Source organism: Pantoea sp. GABEPS69, assembly GCF_045780835.1.
Lineage (GTDB): Bacteria > Pseudomonadota > Gammaproteobacteria > Enterobacterales > Enterobacteriaceae > Pantoea > Pantoea septica.
The window spans coordinates 3,227,267-3,251,790 of record NZ_CP118618.1 but is presented as its reverse complement, the minus strand read 5'-3'; the positions used below and the strand labels follow the sequence as shown (position 1 = coordinate 3,251,790).

The window sequence follows — 24,524 nt, the reverse complement described above, 5'->3', positions numbered from 1 at the left end:
CAGAAATATTAATGCATCTGCTCAACCGTTAGCGATTCGTGCGCGCGATAAAGCCTATTCTGACGCCATTTTTTAACCGTGGTTAAATGAAATAAAAATATTCCCACCACAAAATTGATTAATAAACCTGAGGTTCCTCGCAGTTCAGTGGACTGTTACATCTTGCCTGCCGCCGACGGTTCGCTTTGCGCGTATAGATATTCCGGTCAACCACGGAATAAGGAATCGTTTAGATGAGCAAGCTTTCCCGAAGGAACTTTATGGCGTTCGCCGCAGGCGGCACGGTAGCCCTGGCAGCAGGCCAGGTCCACGCCCACGACGCCATCGCCTCATGGCCCGCCAACACGCCGCGCGATCCTGGCCCGCACGATCCGACGCGTGAGGCGCAAAACCCCGATATCGTCGATCCGCCCGCCACTGACAGCGGCACGCTGCCCAACCTGCGCTTCTCTTTCAGCGACGCGCACGTGCGCAAAGGCAGCGGCGGCTGGACGCGCCAGGTGACGCAGCGCGAGCTGGGCATCTCCACTACCATCGCCGGGGTCGATATGCGCCTCAATGCGGGCGGCATTCGTGAACTGCACTGGCACAAAGAGGGCGAGTGGGCCTATATGACCTTCGGCAAGGCGCGCGTGACCGCCTTCGATACTGACGGCGGCTGGTTCGTTGACGATATCGGCGTCGGCGATCTCTGGTATTTTCCGCCGGGCATACCGCACTCGATTCAGGGACTGGGGCCAGACGGCTGTGAGTTTCTGCTGGCGTTTGACGACGGCGGCTTCGATGAAGACAGCACCTTTCTGTTGTCAGACTGGTTCAAACATATTCCGCCCGAGATTCTGGCGAAAAATTTCAGCGTGCCGGTCTCCTCCTTTGCAAAACTGCCTTCGCCGGACGATGAGTATATTTTTGCCGGCAGGGTGCCGGGCAGTCTGGCTGCGGACGCCATCAAGGGCGCGCCGAAATCAAAACGCGTCTTCACTCATCACATGCTGGCGCAGGCGCCTATCGTCGCGCCGGGCGGCACGGTGCGCATCACCGACTCTTCGACCTTTCCGGTATCGAAAACCATCGCGGCCGCGCTGGTGGAGATTGCGCCGGGCGGCATGCGCGAACTGCACTGGCATCCGAACAACGATGAGTGGCAATACTATCTGGAAGGCGAGGGGCGCATGGGCGTATTCGCCTCATCCGGCCAGGCGAGAACCTTTGATTACCGCGCGGGAGACGTCGGCTATGTCCCCTTCGCCATGGGGCACTATATCGAGAATACCGGTACCGGGCCGCTGCGGTTTCTGGAGCTGTTCAAAAGCGATTACTACGCCGATATCTCCCTTAACCAGTGGCTCGCCAGCACGCCGCGCGAGCTGGTGGCGCAGCATCTGCAGCTCGACGATGCGTTCCTCTCGGCGCTGTCGCTGAAAAAGAATCCGGTCGTCAAATAGCCTCTCGGGCTGGCGCATCGCCAGCCCTGGGCACAATTCCGAATCCTGACCAGGCGGCCAACCCTGCGGTTGTTACCGCCAAATCGATCGGCGACAATCGTCGCTTCCATAATTTTTTCTGATGAATAAGCGTTGTGAACATGACTGAATCGCGTCAGGCGAAGGGGAGAAGCGCGCTGCGCACCTTTTTTGCCCGCTTCTGGCCGCATCCGCTGCCGGTGGCCAAAAAAGAGATCGTTATTGCCAGCGTCGGCGCCGGGCTTGGCCTGACCATCACCAGCCTGATCAGCCACTGGCTGTTAGGGCAGGCTAACTTGTGGTTCGTTGCGCCGATGGGCGCCTCCGCCGTGCTGCTGTTCGGCATCCCGAACAGCCCGCTGGCACAGCCCTGGTCGATTGTCGGCGGCAATATGGTGGCGGCGGCGATTGGCGTCACCGCGGCCATGACGATTCCCTATGCGCCGCTGGCCTGCGGCGTTGCCGCCTGCCTGGCGATCGCCGTAATGTTTCAGCTGCGCTGCCTGCATCCGCCCAGCGGCGCGGTGGCGCTGACCGCTATTCTCGGCGGCGGCCGCGTCCACCAGCTGGGCTACCACTATATTCTGACGCCCATACTGCTTAACTCACTCTGTCTGGCGCTGCTGGCGATCCTCTTCAATAACCTGGCGGGCCGCCGCTATCCGCATCCGCTGGCCGCCGCCGAAGCGAAACCCGCGCCGGTAGCGCTGGACGTGCCGATTACCCGCGACGATCTGCATCAGGCGCTGGAAAGCGGCGAACTGCTGGATATCGATGAAGACGACCTCCAGCAGCTGCTGCAGCGCGCCGAAGCGATTGCGGTGCAGCGACAGGCGCGCGCCCGCTAATCTCAGCTTTCGCTCATCAGGCTCACCTGCGCGGCGACGATGCGCCAGCCTTCCGGCAGCCTGACCCAGCTCTGCTGCTGACGGCCGATTTTCGCCGAGCCTGCGCGCGTAAACTCGGTGCTGCACACCGCATAGGCTTCGCCGAAGGTGGTGATGACGCTGTTGCGCAGGGTGCGCGCCAGCCCGGCGGCGGGCCGCTGGGCGCGAAAGGCGCGGATCTGCTCGATACCGTAGAGGTTCTCGCCCGCGCCGAGGCGCACGGTGCGTTCATCGTGCCAGAAGAGCGCGTCGAGCGTTGCGATATCGTTGCTCACCAGCGCCTGTTCGTAGCGGTAAAAGGCGGCGGTCACCTCTGCTACGACGTGCGGTAAATTAATCTCTTCAGTTTGCATCAGGTTTATCCATAGTGGTGGGCGCGAGGGTAATGCCCTGCTGCTCAAGGGCGAAGGCGACGCGCAGCGCGGCGGCTTCGTTAAAGGGCGCGGCGATGAGCTGGAGCCCGATCGGCAGGCCGCTTTTCGTCGCCAGCGGCACGCTGCACACCGGCAGCCCCAGGAAGGAGATCGGCTGCGTCAGCATGCCCATGCTGGCGCGTGACGGCAGGTCGGTGCCGTTAACGCGGATGCTTTGCTGGCCGATCAGCGGTGCGACGCAGGGCGTGGCGGGCGCGATCAGGACGTCGAAGCGTTCGAACAGCGGCAGCACCTGCTGCTGGAAATGGCGGCGGAAGCGCTGCGCCTGCACGTACCAGGCGGCGGGCAGCATCGCGCCCGCCAGCAGCCGCTCGCGCGAGGCGGGTTCGAAACGCTCCGGCGAGGCGCGCAGCGCGGGCAGATAGTGATTGCCGCCCTCGCAGGCGGTCAGGATAAAGGCCGCCGAGCGCGCCAGCTCCGCTTCCGGCAGCGTCACCTCATCATGGATAGCCAGCGCCCGCGCGGCCCGCGCCAGCGCATCGCGCGCGTCGTCGTCGCACCAGGTCGAGAAAAAGCCGCCCAGCACGGCACAGCGCTGACCGCTCTCCTCTAGCCCCACCTGCGCCGGATCGGCGGGCCGGTTTGCCTGAAATGCATCCTGAGGGTCGTGGCCCTGCAGCATATCGTAGACCAGCGCCAGATCCTCGACGCGGCGCGCGAAGGGGCCGATATGATCGAGGCTGGCGACAAAGGGATGGCTGCCGCTGCGCGACAGGCGGCCGAAGGTCGGCTTCAGGCCGAAGATGCCGCACAGCGACGCGGGCACGCGGATCGAACCGTTGGTGTCGGTACCGAGCGAGAAGTGCGCCAGTCCGGCCGCGACCGCCGCTGCGGAGCCGCCCGACGAGCCGCCCGCCACGCGCGTCGGATCGTGCGGGTTGCGCGTCGCGCCGAAGTGGCTGTTCTCGGTGGTGAAGCCGTAGGCGTAGGCGTCCATATTCAGCATGCCGGAGAGCAGCGCGCCGGCGCGGCTGAGGCGGCTCACCGCCCAGGCGTCCTGCGTCGCCGCTGGCCGATCTTCAAACAGGGCGGCGCCCGCCAGCGTGGTGTGGCCGGCCACGTCGAACAGGTTTTTTACCGCATAGGGCACGCCTGCCAGCGGCGGCAGATCGTCGCCGCGGCGTCGCTGCGCGTCGACGGCGTCAGCCTCGCGCAGCATGCGTTCGTCGGTGACTTCGGTCCAGGCGTTAATCGCCCGGTGGCGTTCAATTCCTCTCAGGGTTTGCTGCGCCACCTCGCGCGCGCTGAGATCGCCGCGCTGGATCGCCTGCTGCAGCGACCGGAGAGATAATTCGCTGAGATTCATGGATGAAACACCCCCGCCACTTCGAGCCGGTCGTCGAGAGGAAACGCCATCAGCGGCGCCGCCAGCGCGGCGATGCGTTCAAGCTGAATCACCAGTTCGGCGCGGCGCGGATCGTCCAGCTCCAGCGCCAGCAGCTGCTCCATCAGCGCCAGATAGCGCCCCCAGTCTGTTGTCTGATTCATTTTTCTCTCCTGTCAGAATCCGCTCGCGCTGCCGTTGCTGCGCGGATCGCATGCGCCTTCCAGCATGCCGTTGATATGGCGCACGATGGCGCCTGCGTGGCCGACCGCCTCGCTAAAGTCGGGCAGCAGCTCGACCTCGTGTCCCAGCTGACGCAGCCTGGCGACGCTCTCCGGCGCAAAGCGGCCCTCCAGCTTGAGCGAGTCGGAAGACTGGCCCCAGGTGCGGCCCAGCAGCCAGCGGGGCGCGCTCACCGCCTGCTGCAGCGGCATGCCCTGGATCACATGGCGGGTAAAGATCGCCGCCTGGGTTTGCGGCTGGCCGTCGCCGCCCATCGCGCCGTAAACCAGCGTGCGGCCATCTTTCAGGCGCGCGGCGGCGGGATTAAGGGTATGGAACGGCTGTTTGCCCGGCGCCAGCGCCAGCAGATGATCCGCGTCGAGGCTGAAAGCCGCGCCGCGGTTCTGCCAGGTGATGCCGGTGCCGGGGATCACCACGCCGCTGCCGAACTCGTGATAGATGCTCTGAATAAAGGAGACGGCGAGGCCGCTGCTGTCCATCACCCCCATCCACACCGTGTCGCCGGGACCGCGCCCGGCGCCCCAGGGCGCCGCCTGCGTCTCGCTAATCTGGCTCGCCAGCGTGGCGAAGTGATCCTGGGTCAGCAGCGACTGCGCCTCGCAGCTCATATGGCGCGGATCGGTAAGATGGGCGTCGCGCAGCGCAAAGGCCTTTTTGGTCGCTTCCACAATGCGGTGCACCGTCTGCGCCTCGTCAGCCTGCGCCATCGCCAGCCGATCGGTAACGCCGAGGATCGCCAGCGACACCAGCCCCTGCGTCGGCGGCGCGATATTCCACAGGTCGCCTTCGCTGTGCGCCACATGCAGCGGCACGCAGCGTCGCGCGCGCTGCTGCTGCAGATCCGCCAGCGTCACCGGCATGCCGAGCGCTGACATTTCGCGCGCCAGATGATGCGCCAGCTCGCCGCGGTAGAAGCTGTCGAGACCCTGCTCGCTCAGCAGGCTAAGCGTCTGCGCCAGCGCCGGCTGGGTAAAGCGGCTGCCCTCGCGCGGCGGTTCGCCGTCCGGCATAAAAGTCGCGGCGAATCCCGGCTGATGCGCCAGTTCATGCTGTTTCGCGACGGTGGCGGCCGCCTGCGAGGCGGTAACCGGAATGCCGTCGGCGGCGTAGCGGATCGCGTCGCGCAGCAGGCGCGGCAGCGGCAGCGGAGCGCCGCCCAGCTCGCCGGAGAGCGCCAGCGCCTCCTGCCAGCCGCTCACCGTCCCGGCCACCGTTAGCGCGGCGGCGGGACCGCGATGCGGAATCGCGCTCTGGCCGCGGTAGAAATCGGGATGCGCCAGCGCGCCCGCCGCGCCGCTGGCGTCGATAGCCACAGGATCGCCGTTCGGGGGCAGCACCAGCCAGAAGCCGTCGCCGCCGAGGCCGTTCATATGGGGATAGACCACGGCAATGGTCGCGGCGGCGGCGACCATCGCCTCAATAGCGTTGCCGCCGTCGCGCAGCACCGCCAGCGCGCTCTCGCTCGCCAGGTGGTGCGGCGCGACCGCCATGCCCAGCGGAGCCATATTGCTCTGAATCATAGTGAGGGTTCTTATTGGGTAACAGAGCGGGGATCCAAGCAAGAGCCGTTCCAGTTTTTTGCTGTGGCGCACGACGGCGGTAACCTGGATCGAATTATGCTAGCTTCTGCTGAAACGAAAGTTACAGGACGACGCATGAAACAGCTTGATGAACGACTCAGAAGCCACTATCCGCAGCTCTCGCCGCAGGAGCAGCGTATTGCGGATTTCGTCTTTGACCATTTCGACGATCTAATCAGCTACAACAGCGCCGAGCTGGCGCGGCTCAGCGGCGTGTCAAAGGCCACGGTCAGCCGCCTGTTTCGACGGCTGGGCTACGACAAATACAAAGATATGCGCGACGAGCTGCGCATTCTGCGCCAGAGCGGCATGCCGCTGACCGACAACCGCGACGCGGTGCAGGGCAATACGCTGCTGGCGCGCCACTATAAGCAGGAGATGGCGAACCTGACGCAGTGGGTGAACGCGCTCGACGCGCAGCAGTTCGGCGAGGCGGTGCAGCAGATGACCCGGGCGAGGCGTATTTTCGTCATCGGCATGCGCAACTCCTGGCCGCTGGCGCTGCATCTGCGCCAGCAGCTGCTGCAGGCGCGCGCCGACGTTATGGTGCTGCCGCAGCCAGGCCAGACGCTGGCGGAAGAGATAGTCGATATCACGCCTGACGATATGGTGGTGGTGATGGCGTTTCGCCGTCGTCCGCGCCTGATCCGCCCGCTGATGCAGCAGCTGCAGCAGCGAGATATCCCGCTGCTGGCGCTGTGCGAGCCGCAGGCGCAGTCGATGAGCGGCCTGGCGCGCTGGCAGCTCTGCGCGCCGCTCGACAGCGTATCGGCCTTCGACAGCTACGCCTCGGCGATGAGCCTGATCAATTTGCTGACCAACGCGCTGCTGCATGAAATGCTGACGCAAGGACGCCAGCGTATTCACCAGATCGCCGATCTCTATCAGCAGCTGGACGAGCTGGAGCACCGTTAAAGAGCACCTTTTTGGTGCTTTGCCTCATTTTGATCCTCTGATATCAGGCGGCGGCAGGCCGCCTTTCTTCCTTAAAATTAGCGTTTCTGCCGCTTAATCCGCCGAACCAGTGGTTGGCACATTAGTTGCAAATCACATTTACAAGAATCTTTTGTTTCAGGTCAACTTACCGGGGTGCATAATGAAAAAAGCGTTAATGGCGGTAGCAGCGGCGGCGTTACTGATGGTTCAGACCGGCAGCGCGCTGGCGGATCAGCTACAGGATATCGAGAAGCGCGGCGTGCTGCGCGTGGCGGTACCGCAGGATTTCCCGCCGTTCGGATCGGTCGGCACGGATCTGCAGCCGCAGGGCTACGACATCGATACGGCGAAATACCTCGCGAAACAGATGAAACTTAAGTTGCAGCTGGTGCCGGTCACCAGCGCCAACCGCGTGCCCTATTTGCAAACCGATAAGGTCGATCTGGTGATCTCCAGCATGGGGAAAAACCCTGAGCGTGAAAAAGTGATCGACTTCAGCCGCGCCTATGCGCCGTTCTTCCTCGGCGTCTTCGGCCCGAAAGGCGAGACGCTGAAAGACGCGGCGGCGCTGAGCGGCAAGAGCATCGGCGTCACGCGCGGCGCGGTGGAGGATATGGTGCTGAGCAGCCTCGCGCCGAAAGAGGCGCAGGTGAAGCGCTATGAGGACAACAACACCACGCTGTCGGCTTATCTCTCTGGCCAGGTGCAGTATGTGGCGACCGGCAACCTGGTCGTGGCGGCGATCGCGCGGCAGAACCCGCAAAAAGCGCCGGTCGCGCAGTTTATGCTGAAGGATTCGCCCTGCTTTATCGGCCTGAAAAAAGATGAGCCGGCGCTGAAGGCAAAAGTGGACGCGCTGATTGAGCAGGGCATCAAAGACGGCACGCTTAACAAACTGTCGGAAGAGTGGCTGAAAGCGCCGCTGCCCGCCAGCCTCGGCGCATAAGGTCGCGCTATGCTCGGGCAACTTAACTTCCCTGCGCTCTGGCCCTACTGGCCGGAGCTGCTCGCCGGGCTGTGGGTCACGATTCAGCTGACGGTGCTGGCCACCGTCGGCGGCGTCGGGCTGGGGATCCTCGGCGCGGCGCTGCGCAGCGGCAAAGCGAGCTGGGCCAGCCGTCTCTGGGGCCTCTACGTTGAGATCATCCGCAACACGCCCTTTGTGGTGCAGCTCTTTTTTATCGTGTTCGGCCTGCCCAATCTGGGGCTGAAGCTGACGGCGGGCGAGGCGGCGCTGCTGGCGATGCTGATTAATCTCGGCGCCTACAGCACCGAAATTATCCGCGCCGGCATCCAGGTGACGCCGAAAGGGCAGTGGGAAGCGGGACGCGTGCTGGGCCTGACGCGCACGCAAACCTTTCTGCGCGTGGTGCTGCCGCCGTCGCTGCAGCGTATCTATCCGGCGCTGGTCAGCCAGTGCATTATCGTGATGCTCGGCTCGTCGGTGGTATCGCAGGTCTCCTATGAAGAGCTGACCTTCGCCGCCAACCTGATCCAGTCGCGCACCTTTTTAAGCTTCGAGGTCTACCTGGTGACCACGCTGATCTATCTGCTGTTGTCGATCGCCATGCGCCAGGTGCTGCTGGCGCTGGGCCGTAAATGGTTAGGAGCGCAGGCATGATGACGACCTTTACCGACTGGGACATTCTGCGCAACCTGCTGCTGGCGGCGCGCTGGACCCTGCTGCTGTCGCTGACCGCCTTTGTCGGCGGCACGCTGGTGACGCTGCCGCTGCTCTTTTTGCGTCTGCTGCAGCGCAAGTGGCTGACGCGGCTGATCCGCTGCTACACCGAGCTGTTCCAGGGCACGCCGCTGCTGATGCAGCTTTTCCTCGCCTTCTTCGGCGTCGTGCTGTTCGGCATCGACGTCGCGCCCTGGACGGCGGCCTCGCTCGCGCTGACCTTTTATACCAGCGCCTTTCTGCTCGATATCTGGTTCGGCAGCATTCGCGCGCTGCCAAAAGGGCAGTGGGAGGCGTCGCGCTGCCTCGGCCTCAGCTTCGGCCAGACGCTGTACCGGGTGATCGCGCCGCAGGCGATCCGCATCGCCATCGCGCCGACGGTGGGCTTCGCCGTGCAGGTGATCAAGGGCACCGCGCTCGCCTCGATTATCGGCTTTATCGAACTCACCAAAGCCGGGACCATTTTGAACAACGTGACTTATCAGCCTTTTAAAGTGTTTGGGCTGGTCGCGCTGGGCTACTTCCTGATGTGTTATCCGCTGTCCCGCTACAGCCAGTATCTGGAGAAAAAATTCCATGCCGCTCATCACCATTAATCAGGTGCAGAAGTACTACGGCGACAACCACGTGCTGAAAGGCGTCGACCTCGATATCGAAATGGGCGAAGTGATCTCGATTATCGGCCGCAGCGGTTCAGGCAAAAGCACGCTGCTGCGCTGCATGAACGGCCTGGAAGGCTATCAGGAAGGGAGCATTAAGCTGGGCGGCATGACCATTACCGACCGCGACAGCCAGGCGCGCGACATCAGCCGCTCGGTCGGCATGGTGTTCCAGAACTTCAACCTCTTTCCGCATATGACCGCGCTGGAAAACGTCATGCTGGCGCCGCGCCGCGTGTTGAAAAAAAGCGAGGCGGAGTGCCGCGCGCTGGCCACTCAGATGCTGGAGAAAGTCGGCCTCGGCGAGCGTCTCGACTACTCGCCGGCCAACCTCTCCGGCGGCCAGCAGCAGCGCGTCGCCATCGCCCGCGCGCTGGCGATGAACCCGAAGGTACTGCTGTGCGACGAGATCACCTCGGCGCTTGACCCCGAGCTGGTGGGCGAGGTGCTGAAAGTGCTGGAGCAGCTCGCCGCCGAAGGCATGACGCTAATCCTGGTCACCCATGAAATGAACTTCGCGCGCGACGTCGGCGATCGCGTGGTCTTTATGCATCAGGGGCGCGTCTGGGAGCAGGGCAGCAGCAAAACCCTGTTCGCCGCGCCGCAGACGCCGGAGCTGAAGCAGTTTATCTCCTCGGTGCGACTCTAATTTAGTAAGGAAATCAACATGGAAAACCGCTATCCGCAAATCAATCCGCCGCAGCGCCTGCTAATGGGGCCCGGCCCGATCAACGCCGATCCGCGCGTGCTGCGCGCCATGTCGACCCAGCTGATCGGTCAGTACGATCCGGCGATGACCCACTATATGAATGAGGTGATGGAACTCTATCGCGGCGTCTTCCGCACCGAAAACCGCTGGACGCTGCTGATCGACGGCACTTCGCGCGCCGGGATCGAGGCGATCCTGCTGTCGGCGATCCGCCCTGGCGATCGGGTGCTGGTACCGGTATTCGGCCGCTTCGGCCATCTGCTGTGCGAGATCGCTCGCCGCTGTCGTGCCGAGGTGCACACCATCGAAGTGCCGTGGGGCGAAGTGTTTACCCCGGATCGGGTCGAGGACGCCATTAAGCGCGTGAAGCCGCGCCTGCTGCTGACGGTGCAGGGCGACACCTCGACCACCATGCTGCAGCCGCTGGCGGAGCTGGGCGCCATCTGCAAAAAGTACGGCGTGCTCTTCTATACCGACGCCACCGCGTCGCTCGGCGGCAACGCGCTGGAAACCGACGCGTGGGGGCTGGATGCGGTCTCGGCCGGGATGCAGAAATGCCTTGGCGGCCCCTCCGGCACCTCGCCGATCACCTTAAGCCCGCAGATGGAAGAGGCGATCCGCCGCCGCAAATGCGTCGAAGAGGGGATCCGCACCGCCGCGCATCAGGACGGCGATGAAGAGATGATCTACTCGAACTACTTCGATCTCGGCATGATCATGGATTACTGGGGGCCGGAGCGCCTTAACCACCATACCGAAGCGACCACCGCGCTGTTCGGCGCGCGCGAGTGCGCGCGGCTGATCCTGCAGGAAGGGCTGGATGAAGGCATCGCGCGTCACAAGCTGCACGGCGACGCGCTGCTGAAAGGCATTCAGGGCATGGGGCTGGAAACCTTCGGCGATCCAGATCACAAGATGAACAACGTGCTTGGCGTGGTGATTCCGCAGGGCGTGAACGGCGACCAGGTGCGTCAGCTGATGCTGGAGGATTTCGGCATCGAGATCGGCACCTCGTTCGGTCCGCTGCACGGCAAGGTATGGCGCATCGGCACCATGGGCTTCAACGCGCGCAAAGATTGCGTGATGACCACCCTGTCGGCGCTGGAGGCGGTGCTGACCCATCTCGGCTTCCGTGCGACTCAGGGCGCGGCGATGCAGGCGGCGTGGGACCACTACGGGAGCCGCGTATGATGATGAACGCCGCTGAGGCGCAGCTGGCCGCCGAACGCGTCATGGTGCGCTGCGACGCGCTGGCGGCGATCAGCGAATCGCCCGATCAGCTGACGCGCGTCTACCTCTCGCCGGAGCATCTGCGCGCCAACGCCCAGGTCGGCGAGTGGATGGAGCAGGCGGGCATGCGCGTCTGGCAGGACGAAGTCGGCAATATCTGCGGCCGCTACGAAGGGGCGAGCGACGGCGCGCCCGCGCTGCTGCTCGGCTCCCATCTCGATACGGTGCGCAACGCCGGCCGCTATGACGGCATGCTGGGCGTGCTGACCGCGATTGAGACCGTGCAGTGGCTGCATCAGCAGCGGCAGCGCCTGCCGCTGGCGATTGAGATAGTCGGCTTCGGCGATGAAGAGGGCACGCGCTTCGGCATTACGCTGCTCGGCAGCCGCGGCGTCGCCGGCAGCTGGCCGGAGAGCTGGACCACCCATCCGGACGGTAACGGCATTACCGTCGCCCAGGCGATGGCGGATGTGGGGCTGGACGCCGGAGCGATTCCGTGCGCCGCCCGCGATCTGAATGATATCGTCGCCTACCTTGAACTGCATATCGAGCAGGGGCCCTGCCTGGAGCAGGAGGGGCTGGCGCTGGGCGTGGTCACCGCCATCAATGGCGCACGCCGCCTTCGCTGCCGTTTTACCGGCGAGGCGGGCCATGCGGGCACGGTGCCGATGACCCACCGCAAAGACGCGCTGGCGGCGGCTGCGGAGTGGATGGTGTTTATCGAGGCGACCACGCGCGAGCAGGATCCGCAGCTGGTGGCGACGGTCGGCACTCTGAGCTGCGCGCCCGGCGCGGTCAACGTTATTCCCGGCGAGGTCACGCTGTCGCTGGACGTGCGCGGCCCGCAGGATCTGCCGCTGGAGCGGCTGCTGTCGAGCCTGCTGACTCAGGCCGAGGCAATTGCGCTACGGCGCGGGCTGCGCTTCGAGGCGGAGGAGTATTACCGTATCAGCGCCACCGCCTGCGACAGCGCGCTGCAGCAGGCGCTGAGCAGCGCCGTCGAGACGGTGCAGGGCCGCACGCTGGCGCTGCCGAGCGGCGCGGGCCATGACGCTATCGCCATCGCCGAGCGCTGGCCGGTCGGCATGCTCTTCGTGCGCAATGAACGCGGCCTCAGCCACCATCCGGCTGAAGCGGTGATGGCCGAAGACGTGGCGCTGGCGGTGCGCGCTTACCTGCACGCCGTGTGCCAGCTGGCGCAGCGAGGCGCACCATGAACCTTGTGACGTTCAACGCGCTGCCGACGTCGGCGGCGCAGGCGGCCATCGCGCACTGCGTGGCGATCCCGCGCTGGCAGCAGGCGCTGGCGGCTGCGCGGCCTTTTGCCTCGCAGGCGGCGCTGCTGGCGGAGGCGGAGCGGCTGGCGCAAACGTGGAACAGCGACGATCTTGAACAGGCGCTGAGCGCGCATCCGCGCATCGGCGAACGTGCCAGCGGCGCGGACAAAGAGGCGGCGCTGTCGCGTCAGGAGCAGGTCGCAATGAGCGACGCCGATGCGGCGCTGAAGCGGGCGATGCAGGCAGGCAACCGGGCCTATGAAGCGCGCTTTGGCCGCGTCTTTTTAATCCGCGCCAAAGGGCGCAGCGGCGAAGAGATGCTGGCGCAGCTTCAGCGCCGCCTGACGAATGACGAACCCACCGAAGCGCGCGAAGCGCTGGAGCAATTGCGGGAGATCACCCTGTTGCGTCTGAAGGAGAGCCTGACATGAGCACCATCACCACCCATATTCTCGACACGGCGCTGGGCAAACCGGCAGTCGGCGTCGCTATCTCCCTGGAGCAGAATAGCCCCGAGGGCTGGTTGCCGGTTGCCGACGGCGAGACGGACAGCGATGGACGCATCGGCGACTTAACGCCGGAGCCGCTGACGCCGGGCCACTACCGGCTGACCGCTGAGATTGGCGACTATTTCGCGGCGGACGGGCGCGATGCGCTCTACGTCTCCGCGCAGATCGATTTCGTTATCGCCGAGGCGGGCAGCCATTTCCACCTGCCTTTTTTAATTTCGCCCTGGTCGTGGTCTACCTATCGCGGTAGCTAATTTTGAAAGCCTGCGGCTATCAAAACCGTCGGTTTAGCCAAATGGTATTCAGGCAAGCGTAACGCTATCGTAGCCGGGTAACCAAAAGCCAACGGAGCCGATAATGAGCACGCCCGAAGATAACAATAACGCCGCAGGTAAATGCCCTTTCCCGCACGGAGCATCGCAAGAGAAAAACCAGAATGAGAGCGGCGTCGATGCCGGTAAATGCCCGTTCAACCACGGCGCCTCTGAAGAAAAAAGCGTGCTGGCGCGCGGCGCCGGCAGCGGCACCACTAACCGCGACTGGTGGCCTAACATGCTGCGCGTCGACCTGTTAAATCAGCACTCCAGCCGTTCCAATCCCCTCAGCGCCGACTTCAACTACCGCGAAGAGTTCAGCAAGCTCGACTATTCGGCGCTGAAAGCGGACATCCGCGCGCTGCTCACCGATTCACAATCCTGGTGGCCGGCCGACTGGGGCAGCTATATCGGCCTGTTTATCCGTATGGCGTGGCACAGCGCGGGCACCTATCGCACCGTTGACGGTCGCGGCGGCTCTGGCCGTGGTCAGCAGCGTTTCGCGCCGCTCAACTCCTGGCCGGACAACGTCAGCCTCGATAAAGCGCGCCGCCTGCTGTGGCCGGTGAAACAGAAGTATGGACAGAAAATTTCCTGGGCCGATCTCTATATCCTGGCGGGCAACGTTTCGCTGGAGAACGCTGGCTTCCGCACCTTCGGCTTTGGCGCCGGACGTGAAGACGTGTGGGAACCGGATATGGATGTGGACTGGGGCCACGAAACCGAATGGCTGGCGCATCGTCATCCGGAAAGCCTCGCCAACGCGCCGCTCGGCGCGACGGAAATGGGTCTGATCTACGTTAACCCGGAAGGCCCGGAAGCGAGCGGCAACCCGGCCTCGGCCGCGCCAGCCATTCGCGCCACTTTCGGCAATATGGGCATGAACGACGAAGAGATCGTGGCGTTGATCGCCGGCGGCCATACGCTGGGTAAAACCCACGGCGCGGGCGCCGCTAGCCACCTCGACGTCGACCCGGAAGCCTCGCCGATTGAAGCCCAGGGCTTCGGCTGGCGCAGCAGCTACGGCAGCGGCGCGGGCGCAGACGCCATTACCTCCGGTCTGGAAGTCGTCTGGACGCAGACCCCGACCCAGTGGAGCAACTACTTCTTCGAGAACCTGTTCAAATATGAGTGGGTGCAGACGAAGAGCCCGGCGGGCGCCATCCAGTTTGAAGCCAGCAACGCCGACGCGATTATTCCCGATCCTTTCGATCCGGAGAAAAAGCGCAAGCCGACCATGCTGGTCACCGACCTGACGCTGCGTTTCGATCCCGAGTTCGAAAAGATCTCCCGTCGCTTCCTTAACGATCCGCAGGCGTTCAACGAAGCCTTCGCCCGCGCCTGGTACAAGCTGACCCACCGCGATATGGGGCCGAAAGCGCGCTATCTCGGTCCGGAAGTGCCGAAAGAAGATCTGCTGTGGCAGGATCCTTTGCCGGCGGCGATCCATCAGCCGGACGCCAGCGATATCAGCGAGCTGAAAGCGAAGATTGCGGCCTCTGGACTGAGCGTGAGCCAGCTGGTTTCCGCTGCCTGGGCATCCGCCTCGACCTTCCGCGGCGGCGACAAGCGCGGCGGCGCGAATGGCGCGCGTCTGGCGCTGGCGCCGCAGAATCAGTGGGCGGTTAACGCCAGCGTGATCCGCGACGTGCTGCCGGTATTGCAGGAGATTCAGCAGGCGTCGGGCAAAGCGTCGCTGGCGGACGTCATCGTGCTGGCGGGCAACGTCGGCATCGAAATGGCTGCTGCGGCGGCGGGCGTAGCGGTGCAGGTGCCCTTTACTGCGGGGCGCGTCGATGCGCGTCAGGACCAGACCGATGTCGAATCCTTTGATCTTCTGCAGCCGCTGGCTGACGGTTTCCGCAACTATCGCCGCGTGCAGGGCGGGTCTTCGACCGAAACGCTGCTGCTGGATAAAGCGCAGCAGCTCACGCTGAGCGCGCCGGAGCTGACGGTGCTGCTGGGCGGTCTGCGCGTGCTGGGCACCAACTTCGACGGCAGCGATCGCGGCCTCTTTACCGATCGCCCTGGCGTGCTGAGCACCGACTTCTTCGTTAATCTGCTGGATATGCGCACCGCATGGCGCGCCACCGATGAGAGCGAGGAGCTGTTCGAAGGACGCGACCGTCAGAGCGGGGAAGTGAAATATCATGCGACTCGCGCCGATCTGGTCTTTGGCTCTAACGCCATCCTGCGCGCGCTGGCGGAAGTCTACGCCAGCAGCGATGCGCACCAGAAGTTCGTCACCGACTTCGTGGCGGTCTGGACTAAGGTAATGAACCTGGACCGCTTCGATATCTGATCGCGCGACGCGTAAAAACGAGAAAGCCGCAGCTTAACCGCTGCGGCTTTTTTTTTTGCCGGGCACAGACTACTGGCGCGCTAACTCAGGGTAAAGCCATCTGCGTCGCGCCAGGCAGGGAAGCGCTCGCGATAAGCGGTCAGCGTCTCCCGCGACAGCGTGGCGTCAAGCCGCGCCTGGGCAAACGGCTCCGCTTCGCTGAGGATCTCGCCCTGCGGCGAGATAATCCGGCTGTCGCCGCTGTACTGATGCTGATTGCCGTCGCTGCCGACGCGGTTGCAGCCCGCGACATAGGCCTGATTCTCTATGGCGCGCGCCAGCAGCAGCGCCTGCCAGTGCAGGGCGCGCGGCGCCGGCCAGTTCGCCACATAGAGCGCCAGGTCGTAGTCGTTGCGATTGCGGGAGAAGACCGGAAAGCGCAGGTCGTAACAGATCTGCGGCAGAATGCGCCAGCCGCGCCACACCAGCACCGCGCGCGTCTCGCCCGGCAGATAGTGGTGATGCTCGTCCGCCATGCGGAACAGATGACGCTTGTCATACTGGTGCAGCGTGCCATCTGGCTCCACCAGCAGAAAGCGATTCACCGCGCCTTTGTCCGTCTGTATCGCTGCGCTGCCGCCCACCAGCGCGTCGCTCGCCGCGGCGTGTTTGCGCAGCCACGCCACCACCTGCGCCTGCGGCAACGAACGCTGGGCCGCCTCCATGGCGAAGCCGGTGGTGAACATCTCGGGCAACAGAATCAGATCGCGGCCCGTCACGCCCTCGAGCACGGCGTCGAAATGGCGCAGGTTCGCTTCGCCATCCATCCAGTGCAGGGTTTCCTGCAGAACGGTAATCTTTAAATCTGACATAAGCGCTCCGCGGCGGCGTCGAGCGTCGCTTCCTGTTTGGCGAAGCAGAGGCGGATCAGCCTGTGCGGGAACGGGTCGGCGCAGAACACCGACAGCGGAATCGCCGCCACGCCCACCTCTTTGGTTAGCCACTGGCAGAAGCTGACGTCGTCGAGATCGGAGATGGCGCTATAATCCGCCAGCAGAAAGTAGGTGCCTTCGCACGGCAGCACCTTAAAGCGGCTCTTCTCCAGCGCCTGCGCCAGACGATCGCGGCGCGCGCGGTAGAACGCGGGCAGCTCGCGGTAGTGAGCAGGCTCGTGGCGCAGCATATCGGCGATCGCCAGCTGGGCAGGCGTATTCACCGCGAAGGTCAGATACTGATGCACCTTGCGGATTTCTGCGCTGATGGCGGCGGGCGCGACGCTGTAGCCTACCTTCCAGCCGGTCATATGAAAGGTTTTGCCGAAGGAGGAGACGGCGATGGCGCGCTCGCGCAGCTGCGGATGCGCCAGTACGCTGGCGTGGCCCGCCTCGTCGAAGCAGATATGCTCGTAAACTTCGTCGCTCAACACGTAAATTTCCCGATCGGCGATCGCCTGCCAGAGCGCCGCAAAATCTGCTTTACGCCAGACGGTGGCGGAAGGATTGTGCGGCGTATTGAGGATCACCAGGCGGGTTTTGCTGGAGAGCAGCGCGGCGAACGCCGTCCAGTCGACGCGAAAGCCCGGCGGCTGCAGCGCGATGCGTTTCAGCACGCCGCCCGACAGCTCGACGGCGGGCGCATAGCTGTCGTAGCTTGGGTCGAAGCAGATCACCTCGTCGCCCGGGCGCACCAGCGCGGTGATCGCCGCATAGAGCGCTTCGGTCGCGCCGGCGGTCACGGTGATATCGCTGTTAACGTCGGGGCGGTAGCCATACAGCTCAGCGGTTTTCTCGGCGATCGCCTCGCGCAGCGGCAGCGCGCCGGTCATCGGCGCATACTGGTTGGCGCCCTCGCTGACGTGATGCGCCAGGCGCGCCTGTAAATAGCGCGGTCCGTCAAAGTCGGGAAAGCCCTGCGAAAGGTTGATGGCGTTATGCTGCTGCGCCAGCGCGCTCATCTGGGTAAAGATGGTGGTGCCGAGAGCGGGAAGTTTACTCTCCGGCGTCAGGTTGGGCTGCGTCATGGTTAATGGCCTTAAGCGCGAATGTCATTGCGGAGTAACCCTGTGTTGAAGCCACTATAAACAGGATGTTAGTATTTGGCAATCGAGACGCTTAGACGTCTAAAACCTACCTTACAGGATGCCTGATACGCTATGTCTGAACTCTCTCCACTCGACCAGCTGGTGGCGGCCTGCCACTGGATTGGCGCCAAAGGCTGGGCGCCCGCCACCGGCGGCAATATGTCAGTACGCGAAGATGCCCGCTTCTGCCTGCTCAGCGAGTCGGGCAAGGATAAAGGCAGCCTGACGCGCGACGACTTTATCCAGGTGGAGATCGCCACCAACCGCGCGCCGTCCGGGCGCAGGCCCTCGGCGGAAACCGGATTGCATACCCTGATCTACCGGCTGTTCCCCGAGGCGGGCGCAGTGCTGCATACCCATACGGTGAACGCGACGGTACTGTCGCGCGTCGAGAAGGGCGCTGCGCTGCGGCTTGAAGGCTATGAGATGCAAAAATCGCTGGCGGGGCAGCGCACTCATCTTGCCTGCGTGGCGATCCCGCTGTTTGATAACGATCAGGATATCGACGCGCTGGCGGGGCGCATTGAGGCGTACGCCCGCAACGCTCCGCTGCGCTATGGCTTTCTGCTGCGCGGTCACGGCTTAACCTGCTGGGGTGAGGACGTCAACGAAGCGCGTCGTCATCTGGAAGGTCTGGAGTTTTTATTTGAATGCGAACGCCAACGTCGCCTGCTGGAGGCCCAATGATCCGCGCCATTGTTACCGATATAGAAGGCACCACCAGCGATATTCGCTTCGTGCATGATGTGCTCTTCCCTTATGCGCGTGAACATCTCGCCGCGTTTATCCGTGCGCAGCATGCGCATCCGGAAGTCCGCGCAGCGCTTGACGCGGTGCGCGCTGAAGCGGGCCAGCCTGAAGCCGATCCTGAGGCGCTCACCGCTATTTTGCTGAGCTTTATGGATGAAGATCGCAAATCCACCGGGCTAAAAGCGCTGCAGGGGATGATCTGGCGCGACGGCTATGTGAACGGCAGCTTTACCGGCCATCTCTATCCCGACGTCGTGCCGGCGCTGCGCGCCTGGCGGGAGCAGGGCCTTGAGCTCTACGTCTATTCTTCCGGCTCGGTTGCGGCGCAAAAACTGTTATTTGGCTACAGTGATGAAGGAGATATTACGGACCTGTTTAGCGGCTATTTCGACACGCGCGTCGGCGCTAAGCGAGAGGTCGCCTCCTACCGCAATATCGCCGAACAAACCGGCCTGCCCGCTGAGCAGCTGCTGTTCCTCTCCGACATTCGTCAGGAGCTGGATGCGGCAGCGGAAGCCGGATGGAATACCGTGCAGTTAATTCGCGGCCCCGCAGACAGCGAAAGCCGCCATCATCAGGTGAACACCTTTTCGGGAGTCGTTTTAGCATGAGCGCATTGACCATTTTTACCGATACCGAAGCCACGCTGCCGGTGTGGCACAGTACCGATGCGGAGATGATCCGCGAGCGGCTGAATGCAAAGAATGTGCGCTTCGAGCGCTGGGCGGCGGATCGCGATTTAGGCGAAAATCCACAGCCCGCCGACGTGATTGAGGCCTATCAGCACGCTATCGATCGGCTGGTGGCGGAGAAGGGCTATCAGAGCTGGGACGTGATCAGCATGCGCGCCGACAACCCGCAAAAAGAGACGCTGCGCCAGAAGTTTCTCTCTGAGCACACCCACGGCGAAGATGAGGTGCGCTTCTTTGTCGAGGGCGCGGGCCTTTTTTGCCTCCATCTCGACGGCCAGGTTTATCAGATCCTGTGTGAAAAGAACGACCTGATTTCAGTGCCGGCGGGCACGCCGCACTGGTTCGATATGGGCTCCTCGCCCAACTTCACCGCTATCCGCATCTTCGATAATCAGGAAGGCTGGGTGGCGCACTTCACCGGCGACGCCATCGCCGACGCCTATCCGCGCCTGCCTTAACCATGCCAGCCGGGCGCGCTCAGCGCGCCCGGTCAGGGCTGAAAAATCCCCGCTTCTACCGCCTCCGGCGTCACCACGCCGGTATCCAGCACCCAGCCGCTAATTAGCGCCGCAGGCGTCACGTCGAACGCCGGGTTATAGACGTTTGCCGCTTCCGGTGCCCACTGCACGCTGCCGAAACTGCCCGCCGCGCCGGTTACTTCACTGGCGGCGCGCTGCTCGATAGGAATGTCGCGGCCGCTGACGCACTGGCGGTCCAGCGTGGTGTGCGGTGCGGCAACGTAGAAGGGGATCTGATGGTAATGCGCCAGTACCGCCAGGCTGTAGGTGCCGATTTTGTTCGCCACGTCGCCGTTGGCCGCGATGCGGTCCGCGCCGACCCAGACGGCGTCGACCTGACCGCTCGCCATCAGGCTGGCCGCCATCGAATCGGTGATCAGCTGAAAGGGGATCGCCAGCTCGCCCAGTTCCCAGGCGGTAAGGCGTCCGCCCTGCAGCAGCGGGCGCGTTTCACCCACCCAGACGTTCGCCACCTTGCCCTGCTGATGCGCGCGGGCGATGACGCCCAGCGCGGTGCCGACGCCCGCCGTCGCCAGCCCGCCGGTGTTGCAGTGCGTGATCAGACGGCTGTTCGGCTTCACCAGCGCGCTGCCCGCCTCTGCAATATTGTCGCATAGCTGGCGATCCTCCTCGACCAGACGCAGCGCTTCCTGACTCAGCGCGGCGGCGAAATCCGCCTGCGCCAGCGCCAGCTTCATTCGATCGAGATTATTCATCAGGTTGACCGCCGTGGGACGCGCGGCGCGCAACACCTCCAGCGCCTGCGCCAGCGCGTCGCGGCTGGCGCCCGTCTCGGCCAGCAGCGCCAGCAGCAGCGAGGCGGAGAGGCCGATCAGCGGCGCGCCGCGCACGCGCAGGGCGTGAATATGGCCAACCAGCTGCGCCACGTCGTGCGCCGGCAGCCAGTTTTTTTGCTGCGGCAGCGCCTGCTGATCGAGGATCCAGAGCTGATTGTCACGAACCTGTAAGCTGGTGGTGCGGAGTGTTTGCATTGTCTGTGAAATCCCTGTTGCGTTGTTGTCACGTATTGTGCCAACATGCGGAACGGATGTATAGACGTCTGCACGGCTTATTGTGCTGCCCTGGCGGGGTTTCGTTTCAGTTTGGTATAAGAGGAAAGGCAATGTCGCAATACCGTACCTTCACCGCGGCGGATGCCGTTGAGTATGCCCGGCAGTTTGGCGGCGTGGACGATCCCGCTTCGCTGGTCGAGGCGGAAGAGATTGGCGATGGCAACCTTAACCTGGTCTTCAAAATTTTCGACCGCCAGGGCAACAGCCGGGTTATCGTAAAACAGGCGCTGCCTTACGTGCGCTGCGTCGGCGAGTCCTGGCCGCTGACGCTGGACCGCGCGCGACTAGAGGCGCAAACCCTGATCGAGCACTACAAATATTGCCCTCAGCATACCGTCAGGGTGACGCACTATGACGAGACGCTGGCGGTGATGGTGATGGAGGATCTCTCCAGCCATCGCATCTGGCGCGGCGAGCTGGTGAAGGGCGCTTTCTACCCGCAGGCGGCGGCGCAGCTGGGCGAATATCTGGCGCAGACGCTGTTTCATACCTCTGATTTCGTGCTGCATCCCCATCAGAAAAAAGCGGAAGTGGCGCGCTTTATCAATCCAGAGATGTGCGAAATTACTGAAGATCTCTTCTTTAACGATCCCTATACCGATCACGCGCGCAACAGCTACCCGCAGGCGCTGGAGCCGCTGGTCGCCAGCCTGCGCGACGACGAGGCGTTGCGCATCGCCGTCGCCGGCTTGAAACATCGCTTTTTCGCCCATGCTGAGGCGTTGCTGCACGGCGATATTCACAGCGGCTCGATTTTTGTCGCCGACAACAGCCTGAAGGCGATCGACGCGGAGTTCGGCTATTTTGGCCCGATCGGCTTTGACGTCGGCACGGCGCTGGGCAATCTGCTGATCAACTACTGCGGTCTGCCGGGGCTGCTCGCTCCGCGCGAGGCGGCGGAAGGGCGCGAGCTGCGTCTCAACGACGTGCGCGAGGTGTGGAATACTTTCGCCGCGCGCTTCCTGGCGCTGGCGCAAGAGAAGACCATTGACGTGGCGCTGGCATATCCCGGCTATGCGCAGGCGTTTCTGCGCAAGGTGTGGGCCGATACCATTGGCTACTGCGGCACCGAGCTGATCCGCCGCACCGTCGGCATGTCGCACGTGGCGGATATGAAGCTGATTAAGGATGAAGCGATGCGCACCGAGTGTATTCGCAGCTGCATTACGCTGGGACGCACGCTGATTCTGGCGGCGGATCACATCGAGGACGCCGAGGCGCTGCTCGCGCGTATTCGGCAGGCGGGGTAAGGGCAGGCAGGCCGCACGTTAGTTTAGGCGCGGGTGGCAAGGCTCGAAGAGCAAAGCGTCCCACGCCAGGGATGGCGTGGGCCGAGCGAGCAGGGATGCCTTGAGCGACTTTGCGATCGAGCCTTGCCACCCGCGCATGCTCCATGCCTCATGCTCTTTCCACGTCAACCTTACTGTTATTACTGTTACGCCGCCTCGCTCTCCCGCGCCGCCTTCACCGCCGGCTGCTTCACCGGCACCGCCAGCGCATCCGCGGCAAACTCATCGACGTTAATGGCGCGCAGACGGCTCGCTTCGGCGCGCGTCAGCACCTCGGCCTCGGCGGCGTCAATCCAGCCCGCTTTTAATGCCCGCTGCGCCAGCGCGTCCAGCCGGGTGAAAGAGAAGTGCTCTTTCTGCTGTTTGCACAGACGATCGTGGATCACTTCCGCCGCCATCACCTCCTGCAACGCCTGCTCAAGCTGACCGGCCGGGTTATGCTCGCTCGGCGTCAGATACTGACCGCGTCCCAGCCTTGTCCGCGTGGCGGAAGGCACCTGCAGCAGCTTCGCCAGCTTATGATCGAGACGGTCGCTCGGCGCCGGGCAGTGCTTGCCGCCGGCGAAAATCATCATGCGCAGCGCGCCAGCCGCCAGCGGGCTGGGGAAGTTGCGCAGCAGATCCTCTATCGCCTGCTCGGCCTGATGCAGCGCATCCTGCACGCCCCAGTGCAGCAGCGGCAGATCGGCCTCGTGACGCCCCTCGTCGTCATAGCGTTTCAGCGTGGCAGAGGCGAGGTAGAGCTGGCTCAGCACATCGCCCAGGCGCGCCGAAATGCGCTCGCGTCGCTTCAGGCTGCCGCCGAGCACCGCCATCGAGACGTCCGCCAGCAGCGCCAGGTTGGCGCTGAGACGGTTCAGATGCTGGTAGTAGCGGCGCGTGGCGTCGCGCGTCGGCGTGGCGCTGCCGCGTCCAGCCGTCAGGCCGAGCCACAGGCTGCGCACGGCGTTGCTGCCGACATAGCCGACATGGCTGAACAGCGCGGCGTCGAAGGCGTTGAGATCCTGACTGGCTGCCGCCGCCATCTCTTTCAGCACGAACGGATGGCAGCGGATGGCGCCCTGACCAAAAATAATCATGCTGCGCGTCAGGATATTGGCGCCTTCTACCGTAATGGCGATAGGCGCACCCTGATAGGCGCGGGCGAGGAAGTTATTGTTGCCGAGCATAATGCCTTTGCCGCCTGCAATATCCATGGCGTCCATAATGGCGCGCTGGCCGCGGTGGGTGCAGTGATACTTCACAATCGCCGACAGCACTGCCGGTTTTTCGCCCTGCATAATGCCGGTAGTGATCAGCGTCGCCGCAGCGTCCATTACGTAAGCGTTGCCGGCAATACGCGCCAGCGGCTCTTCGATGCCTTCCATCTTGCCGATTGAGACTCTGAACTGACGACGGATATGCGCATAGGCGCCGGTGGCGAGCGCCACGCTTTTCAGGCTGCCGGTGGAGTTCGAGGGCAGGGTAATGCCGCGTCCCACCGACAGGCACTCAACCAGCATCCGCCAGCCCTGGCCGGCCATCTGCGGCCCGCCGATAATAAAATCGATCGGCACGAAAATATCGTTGCCGCGCGTCGGCCCGTTCTGGAACGGCACGTTGAGCGGGAAGTGGCGCTTGCCGATCTCCACGCCCGGCGTGCTGGTGGGGATGAGCGCGCAGGTAATGCCCAGCGATTCGGTATCGCCCAGCAGACGATCGGGATCGAACAGCTTAAAGGCCAGTCCCAGCACGGTCGCTACCGGCGCCAGCGTGATATAGCGCTTATTCCAGGTCAGGCGCATGCCGAGCACCTGCTTGCCCTGCCACTCGCCCATGCAGACCACGCCGGTATCAGGGATCGCACCGGCGTCGGAGCCCGCTTCCGGGCTGGTCAGCGCGAAGCAGGGGATCTCGTCGCCGCGCGCCAGACGCGGCAGATAGTGATTTTTCTGCTCGTCGGTGCCGTAATGCTGCAGCAGTTCGCCTGGCCCCAGCGAGTTAGGCACGCCGACGGTAATTGCCAGAATGCCGGAGACGCCTGCCAGCTTTTGCAGCACGCGTGCCTGCGCATAGGCGGAGAACTCGAGGCCGCCATACTCTTTCTTAATGATCATGGCGAAGAAACGCTGCTCTTTCAGATAGGCCCAGAGTTCCGGCGGCAGATCCGCCATCTCATGGGTGATGGCGAAATCGTTCGCCATGCGGCACGCCTCTTCCACCGGGCCATCGAGAAACGCCTGCTCGGCCGGTGTCAGGCGCGGCTGCGGATAGTTGTGCAGCTTCTGCCAGTCCGGCTTGCCCTGAAACAGGTCGCCCTCCCACCAGGTGGTGCCGGCGTCGATCGCCTCTTTTTCCGTGCGCGACATCGGCGGCATCACCTTTTGAAAGCGCTGCAGCGTCGGCTTTGAAAACAGCGAACGGCGCATCGAGGGGAGGTTAAGCGGCAGCAGAAGGATCGCCAGCGGCAGCAGCAGCCAGGGCGTCCAGATATGCGCCGCCGCCCAGGCAGCGGTCCACAACAGTAAAATCGCGCTGCTCGCCGCCAGAGAGACGCGGTGATAAAACAGGGCGCTGATTAACACCAGCGTCGCGAGGATCGACACAACCATCATA

General features: G+C 63.7%; 24 protein-coding genes. 16 read left to right on the top strand and 8 right to left on the bottom strand.

Features of this window, described 5'->3' with window-relative positions; translation table 11 throughout:
- Positions 1 to 233: 233 nt before the first annotated feature.
- Together PVE98_RS15940 and PVE98_RS15935 are read left to right on the top strand one after the other, a co-directional pair.
- Complete coding sequence (locus PVE98_RS15940) at positions 234 to 1,445, top strand: cupin domain-containing protein (RefSeq protein WP_333621016.1); 1,212 nt, start codon at positions 234 to 236, stop codon at positions 1,443 to 1,445.
- Between the two features lie 140 nt (positions 1,446 to 1,585).
- Positions 1,586 to 2,311 carry an HPP family protein gene (locus tag PVE98_RS15935; RefSeq protein ID WP_096073874.1) on the top strand — a complete coding sequence of 242 codons (726 nt, stop codon included), beginning with the start codon at positions 1,586 to 1,588 and terminating at the stop codon, positions 2,309 to 2,311.
- A gap of 2 nt (positions 2,312 to 2,313) precedes the next feature.
- On the opposite strand, the gene hpxZ is transcribed toward PVE98_RS15935, so the two are convergent.
- Genes hpxZ through PVE98_RS15915 form a run of 4 tightly spaced genes read right to left on the bottom strand, consistent with a single transcriptional unit; the run spans position 2,314 to position 5,871 of the window.
- A complete protein-coding gene (gene hpxZ / locus PVE98_RS15930) occupies positions 2,314 to 2,703 on the bottom strand; it encodes an oxalurate catabolism protein HpxZ (RefSeq protein ID WP_187143619.1) in 390 nt (129 codons plus the stop codon).
- Positions 2,693 to 4,090 carry an AtzE family amidohydrolase gene (locus tag PVE98_RS15925; RefSeq protein WP_096072618.1) on the bottom strand — a complete coding sequence of 466 codons (1,398 nt, stop codon included), beginning with the start codon at positions 4,088 to 4,090 and terminating at the stop codon, positions 2,693 to 2,695. Before PVE98_RS15925 ends, hpxZ begins: the two co-directional genes overlap by 11 nt.
- Positions 4,087 to 4,272: an oxalurate catabolism protein HpxX gene (gene hpxX / locus PVE98_RS15920; RefSeq protein ID WP_033752868.1), complete on the bottom strand. Its 186-nt coding sequence runs from the start codon at positions 4,270 to 4,272 to the stop codon at positions 4,087 to 4,089. The genes PVE98_RS15925 and hpxX overlap by 4 nt, the downstream gene beginning before the upstream one ends.
- A 12-nt stretch (positions 4,273 to 4,284) precedes the next feature.
- A complete protein-coding gene (locus PVE98_RS15915) occupies positions 4,285 to 5,871 on the bottom strand; it encodes a gamma-glutamyltransferase family protein (RefSeq protein WP_096072619.1) in 1,587 nt (528 codons plus the stop codon).
- Positions 5,872 to 6,006: 135 nt separating this feature from the next.
- On the opposite strand from PVE98_RS15915, the gene hpxU reads away from it, so the two are divergent.
- The 10 genes from hpxU (at position 6,007) to katG (ending at position 15,548) form a co-directional block, all read left to right on the top strand.
- Entirely contained in the window at positions 6,007 to 6,846 is an 840-nt protein-coding gene (gene hpxU / locus PVE98_RS15910) for a MurR/RpiR family transcriptional regulator HpxU (RefSeq protein ID WP_096072620.1), read from the top strand.
- A gap of 181 nt (positions 6,847 to 7,027) precedes the next feature.
- Positions 7,028 to 7,813, top strand: coding sequence for a transporter substrate-binding domain-containing protein (locus tag PVE98_RS15905; RefSeq protein WP_033788667.1), 786 nt, complete (start codon positions 7,028 to 7,030; stop codon positions 7,811 to 7,813).
- A 9-nt stretch (positions 7,814 to 7,822) separates the two neighbouring features.
- Entirely contained in the window at positions 7,823 to 8,488 is a 666-nt protein-coding gene (locus PVE98_RS15900; RefSeq protein ID WP_033752864.1) for an amino acid ABC transporter permease, read from the top strand.
- Positions 8,488 to 9,144, top strand: a complete 657-nt coding sequence (locus tag PVE98_RS15895) for an amino acid ABC transporter permease (protein WP_096072621.1) — start codon at positions 8,488 to 8,490, stop codon at positions 9,142 to 9,144. The genes PVE98_RS15900 and PVE98_RS15895 overlap by 1 nt, the downstream gene beginning before the upstream one ends.
- On the top strand, positions 9,125 to 9,856 hold the full coding sequence (locus tag PVE98_RS15890; RefSeq protein WP_033752862.1) for an amino acid ABC transporter ATP-binding protein: 732 nt from the start codon (positions 9,125 to 9,127) through the stop codon (positions 9,854 to 9,856). The genes PVE98_RS15895 and PVE98_RS15890 overlap by 20 nt, the downstream gene beginning before the upstream one ends.
- Positions 9,857 to 9,874: 18 nt before the next feature.
- The gene (locus tag PVE98_RS15885; RefSeq protein ID WP_096072622.1) at positions 9,875 to 11,107 is read left to right on the top strand and encodes an alanine--glyoxylate aminotransferase family protein; all 1,233 of its coding nucleotides are present in this window, start codon (positions 9,875 to 9,877) and stop codon (positions 11,105 to 11,107) included.
- Entirely contained in the window at positions 11,104 to 12,363 is a 1,260-nt protein-coding gene (hpxK, locus tag PVE98_RS15880; protein WP_096072623.1) for an allantoate amidohydrolase, read from the top strand. The genes PVE98_RS15885 and hpxK overlap by 4 nt, the downstream gene beginning before the upstream one ends.
- A complete protein-coding gene (gene uraD, locus PVE98_RS15875) occupies positions 12,360 to 12,854 on the top strand; it encodes a 2-oxo-4-hydroxy-4-carboxy-5-ureidoimidazoline decarboxylase (protein ID WP_096072624.1) in 495 nt (164 codons plus the stop codon). Before hpxK ends, uraD begins: the two co-directional genes overlap by 4 nt.
- Positions 12,851 to 13,186, top strand: coding sequence for a hydroxyisourate hydrolase (gene uraH, locus PVE98_RS15870; protein WP_033752858.1), 336 nt, complete (start codon positions 12,851 to 12,853; stop codon positions 13,184 to 13,186). Before uraD ends, uraH begins: the two co-directional genes overlap by 4 nt.
- Before the next feature lie 103 nt (positions 13,187 to 13,289).
- A complete protein-coding gene (gene katG / locus PVE98_RS15865) occupies positions 13,290 to 15,548 on the top strand; it encodes a catalase/peroxidase HPI (RefSeq protein ID WP_072010451.1) in 2,259 nt (752 codons plus the stop codon).
- 80 nt (positions 15,549 to 15,628) lie between these two features.
- Here the strand turns inward: katG and PVE98_RS15860 are convergent, their stop codons facing one another.
- Complete coding sequence (locus tag PVE98_RS15860) at positions 15,629 to 16,399, bottom strand: amidohydrolase (RefSeq protein ID WP_096072625.1); 771 nt, start codon at positions 16,397 to 16,399, stop codon at positions 15,629 to 15,631.
- Complete coding sequence (locus PVE98_RS15855) at positions 16,387 to 17,547, bottom strand: pyridoxal phosphate-dependent aminotransferase (protein WP_096072626.1); 1,161 nt, start codon at positions 17,545 to 17,547, stop codon at positions 16,387 to 16,389. The genes PVE98_RS15860 and PVE98_RS15855 overlap by 13 nt, the downstream gene beginning before the upstream one ends.
- Before the next feature lie 132 nt (positions 17,548 to 17,679).
- Between PVE98_RS15855 and PVE98_RS15850 the strand changes: the two genes are divergently transcribed.
- The 3 genes from PVE98_RS15850 to PVE98_RS15840 are packed head-to-tail and all read left to right on the top strand — an operon-like array spanning position 17,680 to position 19,507.
- Entirely contained in the window at positions 17,680 to 18,294 is a 615-nt protein-coding gene (locus PVE98_RS15850; RefSeq protein WP_313621121.1) for a methylthioribulose 1-phosphate dehydratase, read from the top strand.
- Positions 18,291 to 18,968 (top strand): acireductone synthase, encoded by a 678-nt coding sequence (mtnC, locus tag PVE98_RS15845; RefSeq protein WP_096072628.1) that lies wholly within the window; start codon positions 18,291 to 18,293, stop codon positions 18,966 to 18,968. The genes PVE98_RS15850 and mtnC overlap by 4 nt, the downstream gene beginning before the upstream one ends.
- Positions 18,965 to 19,507 (top strand): acireductone dioxygenase, encoded by a 543-nt coding sequence (locus PVE98_RS15840; RefSeq protein ID WP_033752853.1) that lies wholly within the window; start codon positions 18,965 to 18,967, stop codon positions 19,505 to 19,507. The genes mtnC and PVE98_RS15840 overlap by 4 nt, the downstream gene beginning before the upstream one ends.
- A gap of 32 nt (positions 19,508 to 19,539) precedes the next feature.
- On the opposite strand, the gene mtnA is transcribed toward PVE98_RS15840, so the two are convergent.
- Entirely contained in the window at positions 19,540 to 20,559 is a 1,020-nt protein-coding gene (gene mtnA, locus PVE98_RS15835) for an S-methyl-5-thioribose-1-phosphate isomerase (protein ID WP_096072629.1), read from the bottom strand.
- A 131-nt stretch (positions 20,560 to 20,690) separates the two neighbouring features.
- Between mtnA and mtnK the strand changes: the two genes are divergently transcribed.
- Positions 20,691 to 21,890, top strand: coding sequence for an S-methyl-5-thioribose kinase (gene mtnK / locus PVE98_RS15830; protein WP_096072630.1), 1,200 nt, complete (start codon positions 20,691 to 20,693; stop codon positions 21,888 to 21,890).
- Between the two features lie 185 nt (positions 21,891 to 22,075).
- On the opposite strand, the gene fadE is transcribed toward mtnK, so the two are convergent.
- Positions 22,076 to 24,523: an acyl-CoA dehydrogenase FadE gene (gene fadE, locus PVE98_RS15825; protein WP_096072631.1), complete on the bottom strand. Its 2,448-nt coding sequence runs from the start codon at positions 24,521 to 24,523 to the stop codon at positions 22,076 to 22,078.
- Between the last annotated feature and the right edge of the window lies 1 nt (position 24,524).

What these genes read in the sequence shown, in the direction of transcription:
- PVE98_RS15915 (WP_096072619.1), bottom strand. Translation starts at nt 5,871, where the DNA reads ATGATTCAGAGCAATATGGCTCCGCTGGGCATGGCGGTCGCGCCGCAC.
- PVE98_RS15905 (WP_033788667.1), top strand. Translation starts at nt 7,028, where the DNA reads ATGAAAAAAGCGTTAATGGCGGTAGCAGCGGCGGCGTTACTGATGGTT.
- uraH (WP_033752858.1), top strand. Translation starts at nt 12,851, where the DNA reads ATGAGCACCATCACCACCCATATTCTCGACACGGCGCTGGGCAAACCG.
- PVE98_RS15895 (WP_096072621.1), top strand. Translation starts at nt 8,488, where the DNA reads ATGACGACCTTTACCGACTGGGACATTCTGCGCAACCTGCTGCTGGCG.
- PVE98_RS15925 (WP_096072618.1), bottom strand. Translation starts at nt 4,090, where the DNA reads ATGAATCTCAGCGAATTATCTCTCCGGTCGCTGCAGCAGGCGATCCAG.
- mtnC (WP_096072628.1), top strand. Translation starts at nt 18,291, where the DNA reads ATGATCCGCGCCATTGTTACCGATATAGAAGGCACCACCAGCGATATT.
- fadE (WP_096072631.1), bottom strand. Translation starts at nt 24,523, where the DNA reads ATGATGGTTGTGTCGATCCTCGCGACGCTGGTGTTAATCAGCGCCCTG.
- mtnA (WP_096072629.1), bottom strand. Translation starts at nt 20,559, where the DNA reads ATGCAAACACTCCGCACCACCAGCTTACAGGTTCGTGACAATCAGCTC.
- PVE98_RS15840 (WP_033752853.1), top strand. Translation starts at nt 18,965, where the DNA reads ATGAGCGCATTGACCATTTTTACCGATACCGAAGCCACGCTGCCGGTG.
- PVE98_RS15890 (WP_033752862.1), top strand. Translation starts at nt 9,125, where the DNA reads ATGCCGCTCATCACCATTAATCAGGTGCAGAAGTACTACGGCGACAAC.
- katG (WP_072010451.1), top strand. Translation starts at nt 13,290, where the DNA reads ATGAGCACGCCCGAAGATAACAATAACGCCGCAGGTAAATGCCCTTTC.
- mtnK (WP_096072630.1), top strand. Translation starts at nt 20,691, where the DNA reads ATGTCGCAATACCGTACCTTCACCGCGGCGGATGCCGTTGAGTATGCC.
- PVE98_RS15935 (WP_096073874.1), top strand. Translation starts at nt 1,586, where the DNA reads ATGACTGAATCGCGTCAGGCGAAGGGGAGAAGCGCGCTGCGCACCTTT.
- PVE98_RS15850 (WP_313621121.1), top strand. Translation starts at nt 17,680, where the DNA reads ATGTCTGAACTCTCTCCACTCGACCAGCTGGTGGCGGCCTGCCACTGG.
- hpxK (WP_096072623.1), top strand. Translation starts at nt 11,104, where the DNA reads ATGATGATGAACGCCGCTGAGGCGCAGCTGGCCGCCGAACGCGTCATG.
- PVE98_RS15900 (WP_033752864.1), top strand. Translation starts at nt 7,823, where the DNA reads ATGCTCGGGCAACTTAACTTCCCTGCGCTCTGGCCCTACTGGCCGGAG.
- uraD (WP_096072624.1), top strand. Translation starts at nt 12,360, where the DNA reads ATGAACCTTGTGACGTTCAACGCGCTGCCGACGTCGGCGGCGCAGGCG.
- PVE98_RS15855 (WP_096072626.1), bottom strand. Translation starts at nt 17,547, where the DNA reads ATGACGCAGCCCAACCTGACGCCGGAGAGTAAACTTCCCGCTCTCGGC.
- PVE98_RS15940 (WP_333621016.1), top strand. Translation starts at nt 234, where the DNA reads ATGAGCAAGCTTTCCCGAAGGAACTTTATGGCGTTCGCCGCAGGCGGC.
- hpxZ (WP_187143619.1), bottom strand. Translation starts at nt 2,703, where the DNA reads ATGCAAACTGAAGAGATTAATTTACCGCACGTCGTAGCAGAGGTGACC.
- hpxX (WP_033752868.1), bottom strand. Translation starts at nt 4,272, where the DNA reads ATGAATCAGACAACAGACTGGGGGCGCTATCTGGCGCTGATGGAGCAG.
- PVE98_RS15860 (WP_096072625.1), bottom strand. Translation starts at nt 16,399, where the DNA reads ATGTCAGATTTAAAGATTACCGTTCTGCAGGAAACCCTGCACTGGATG.
- hpxU (WP_096072620.1), top strand. Translation starts at nt 6,007, where the DNA reads ATGAAACAGCTTGATGAACGACTCAGAAGCCACTATCCGCAGCTCTCG.
- PVE98_RS15885 (WP_096072622.1), top strand. Translation starts at nt 9,875, where the DNA reads ATGGAAAACCGCTATCCGCAAATCAATCCGCCGCAGCGCCTGCTAATG.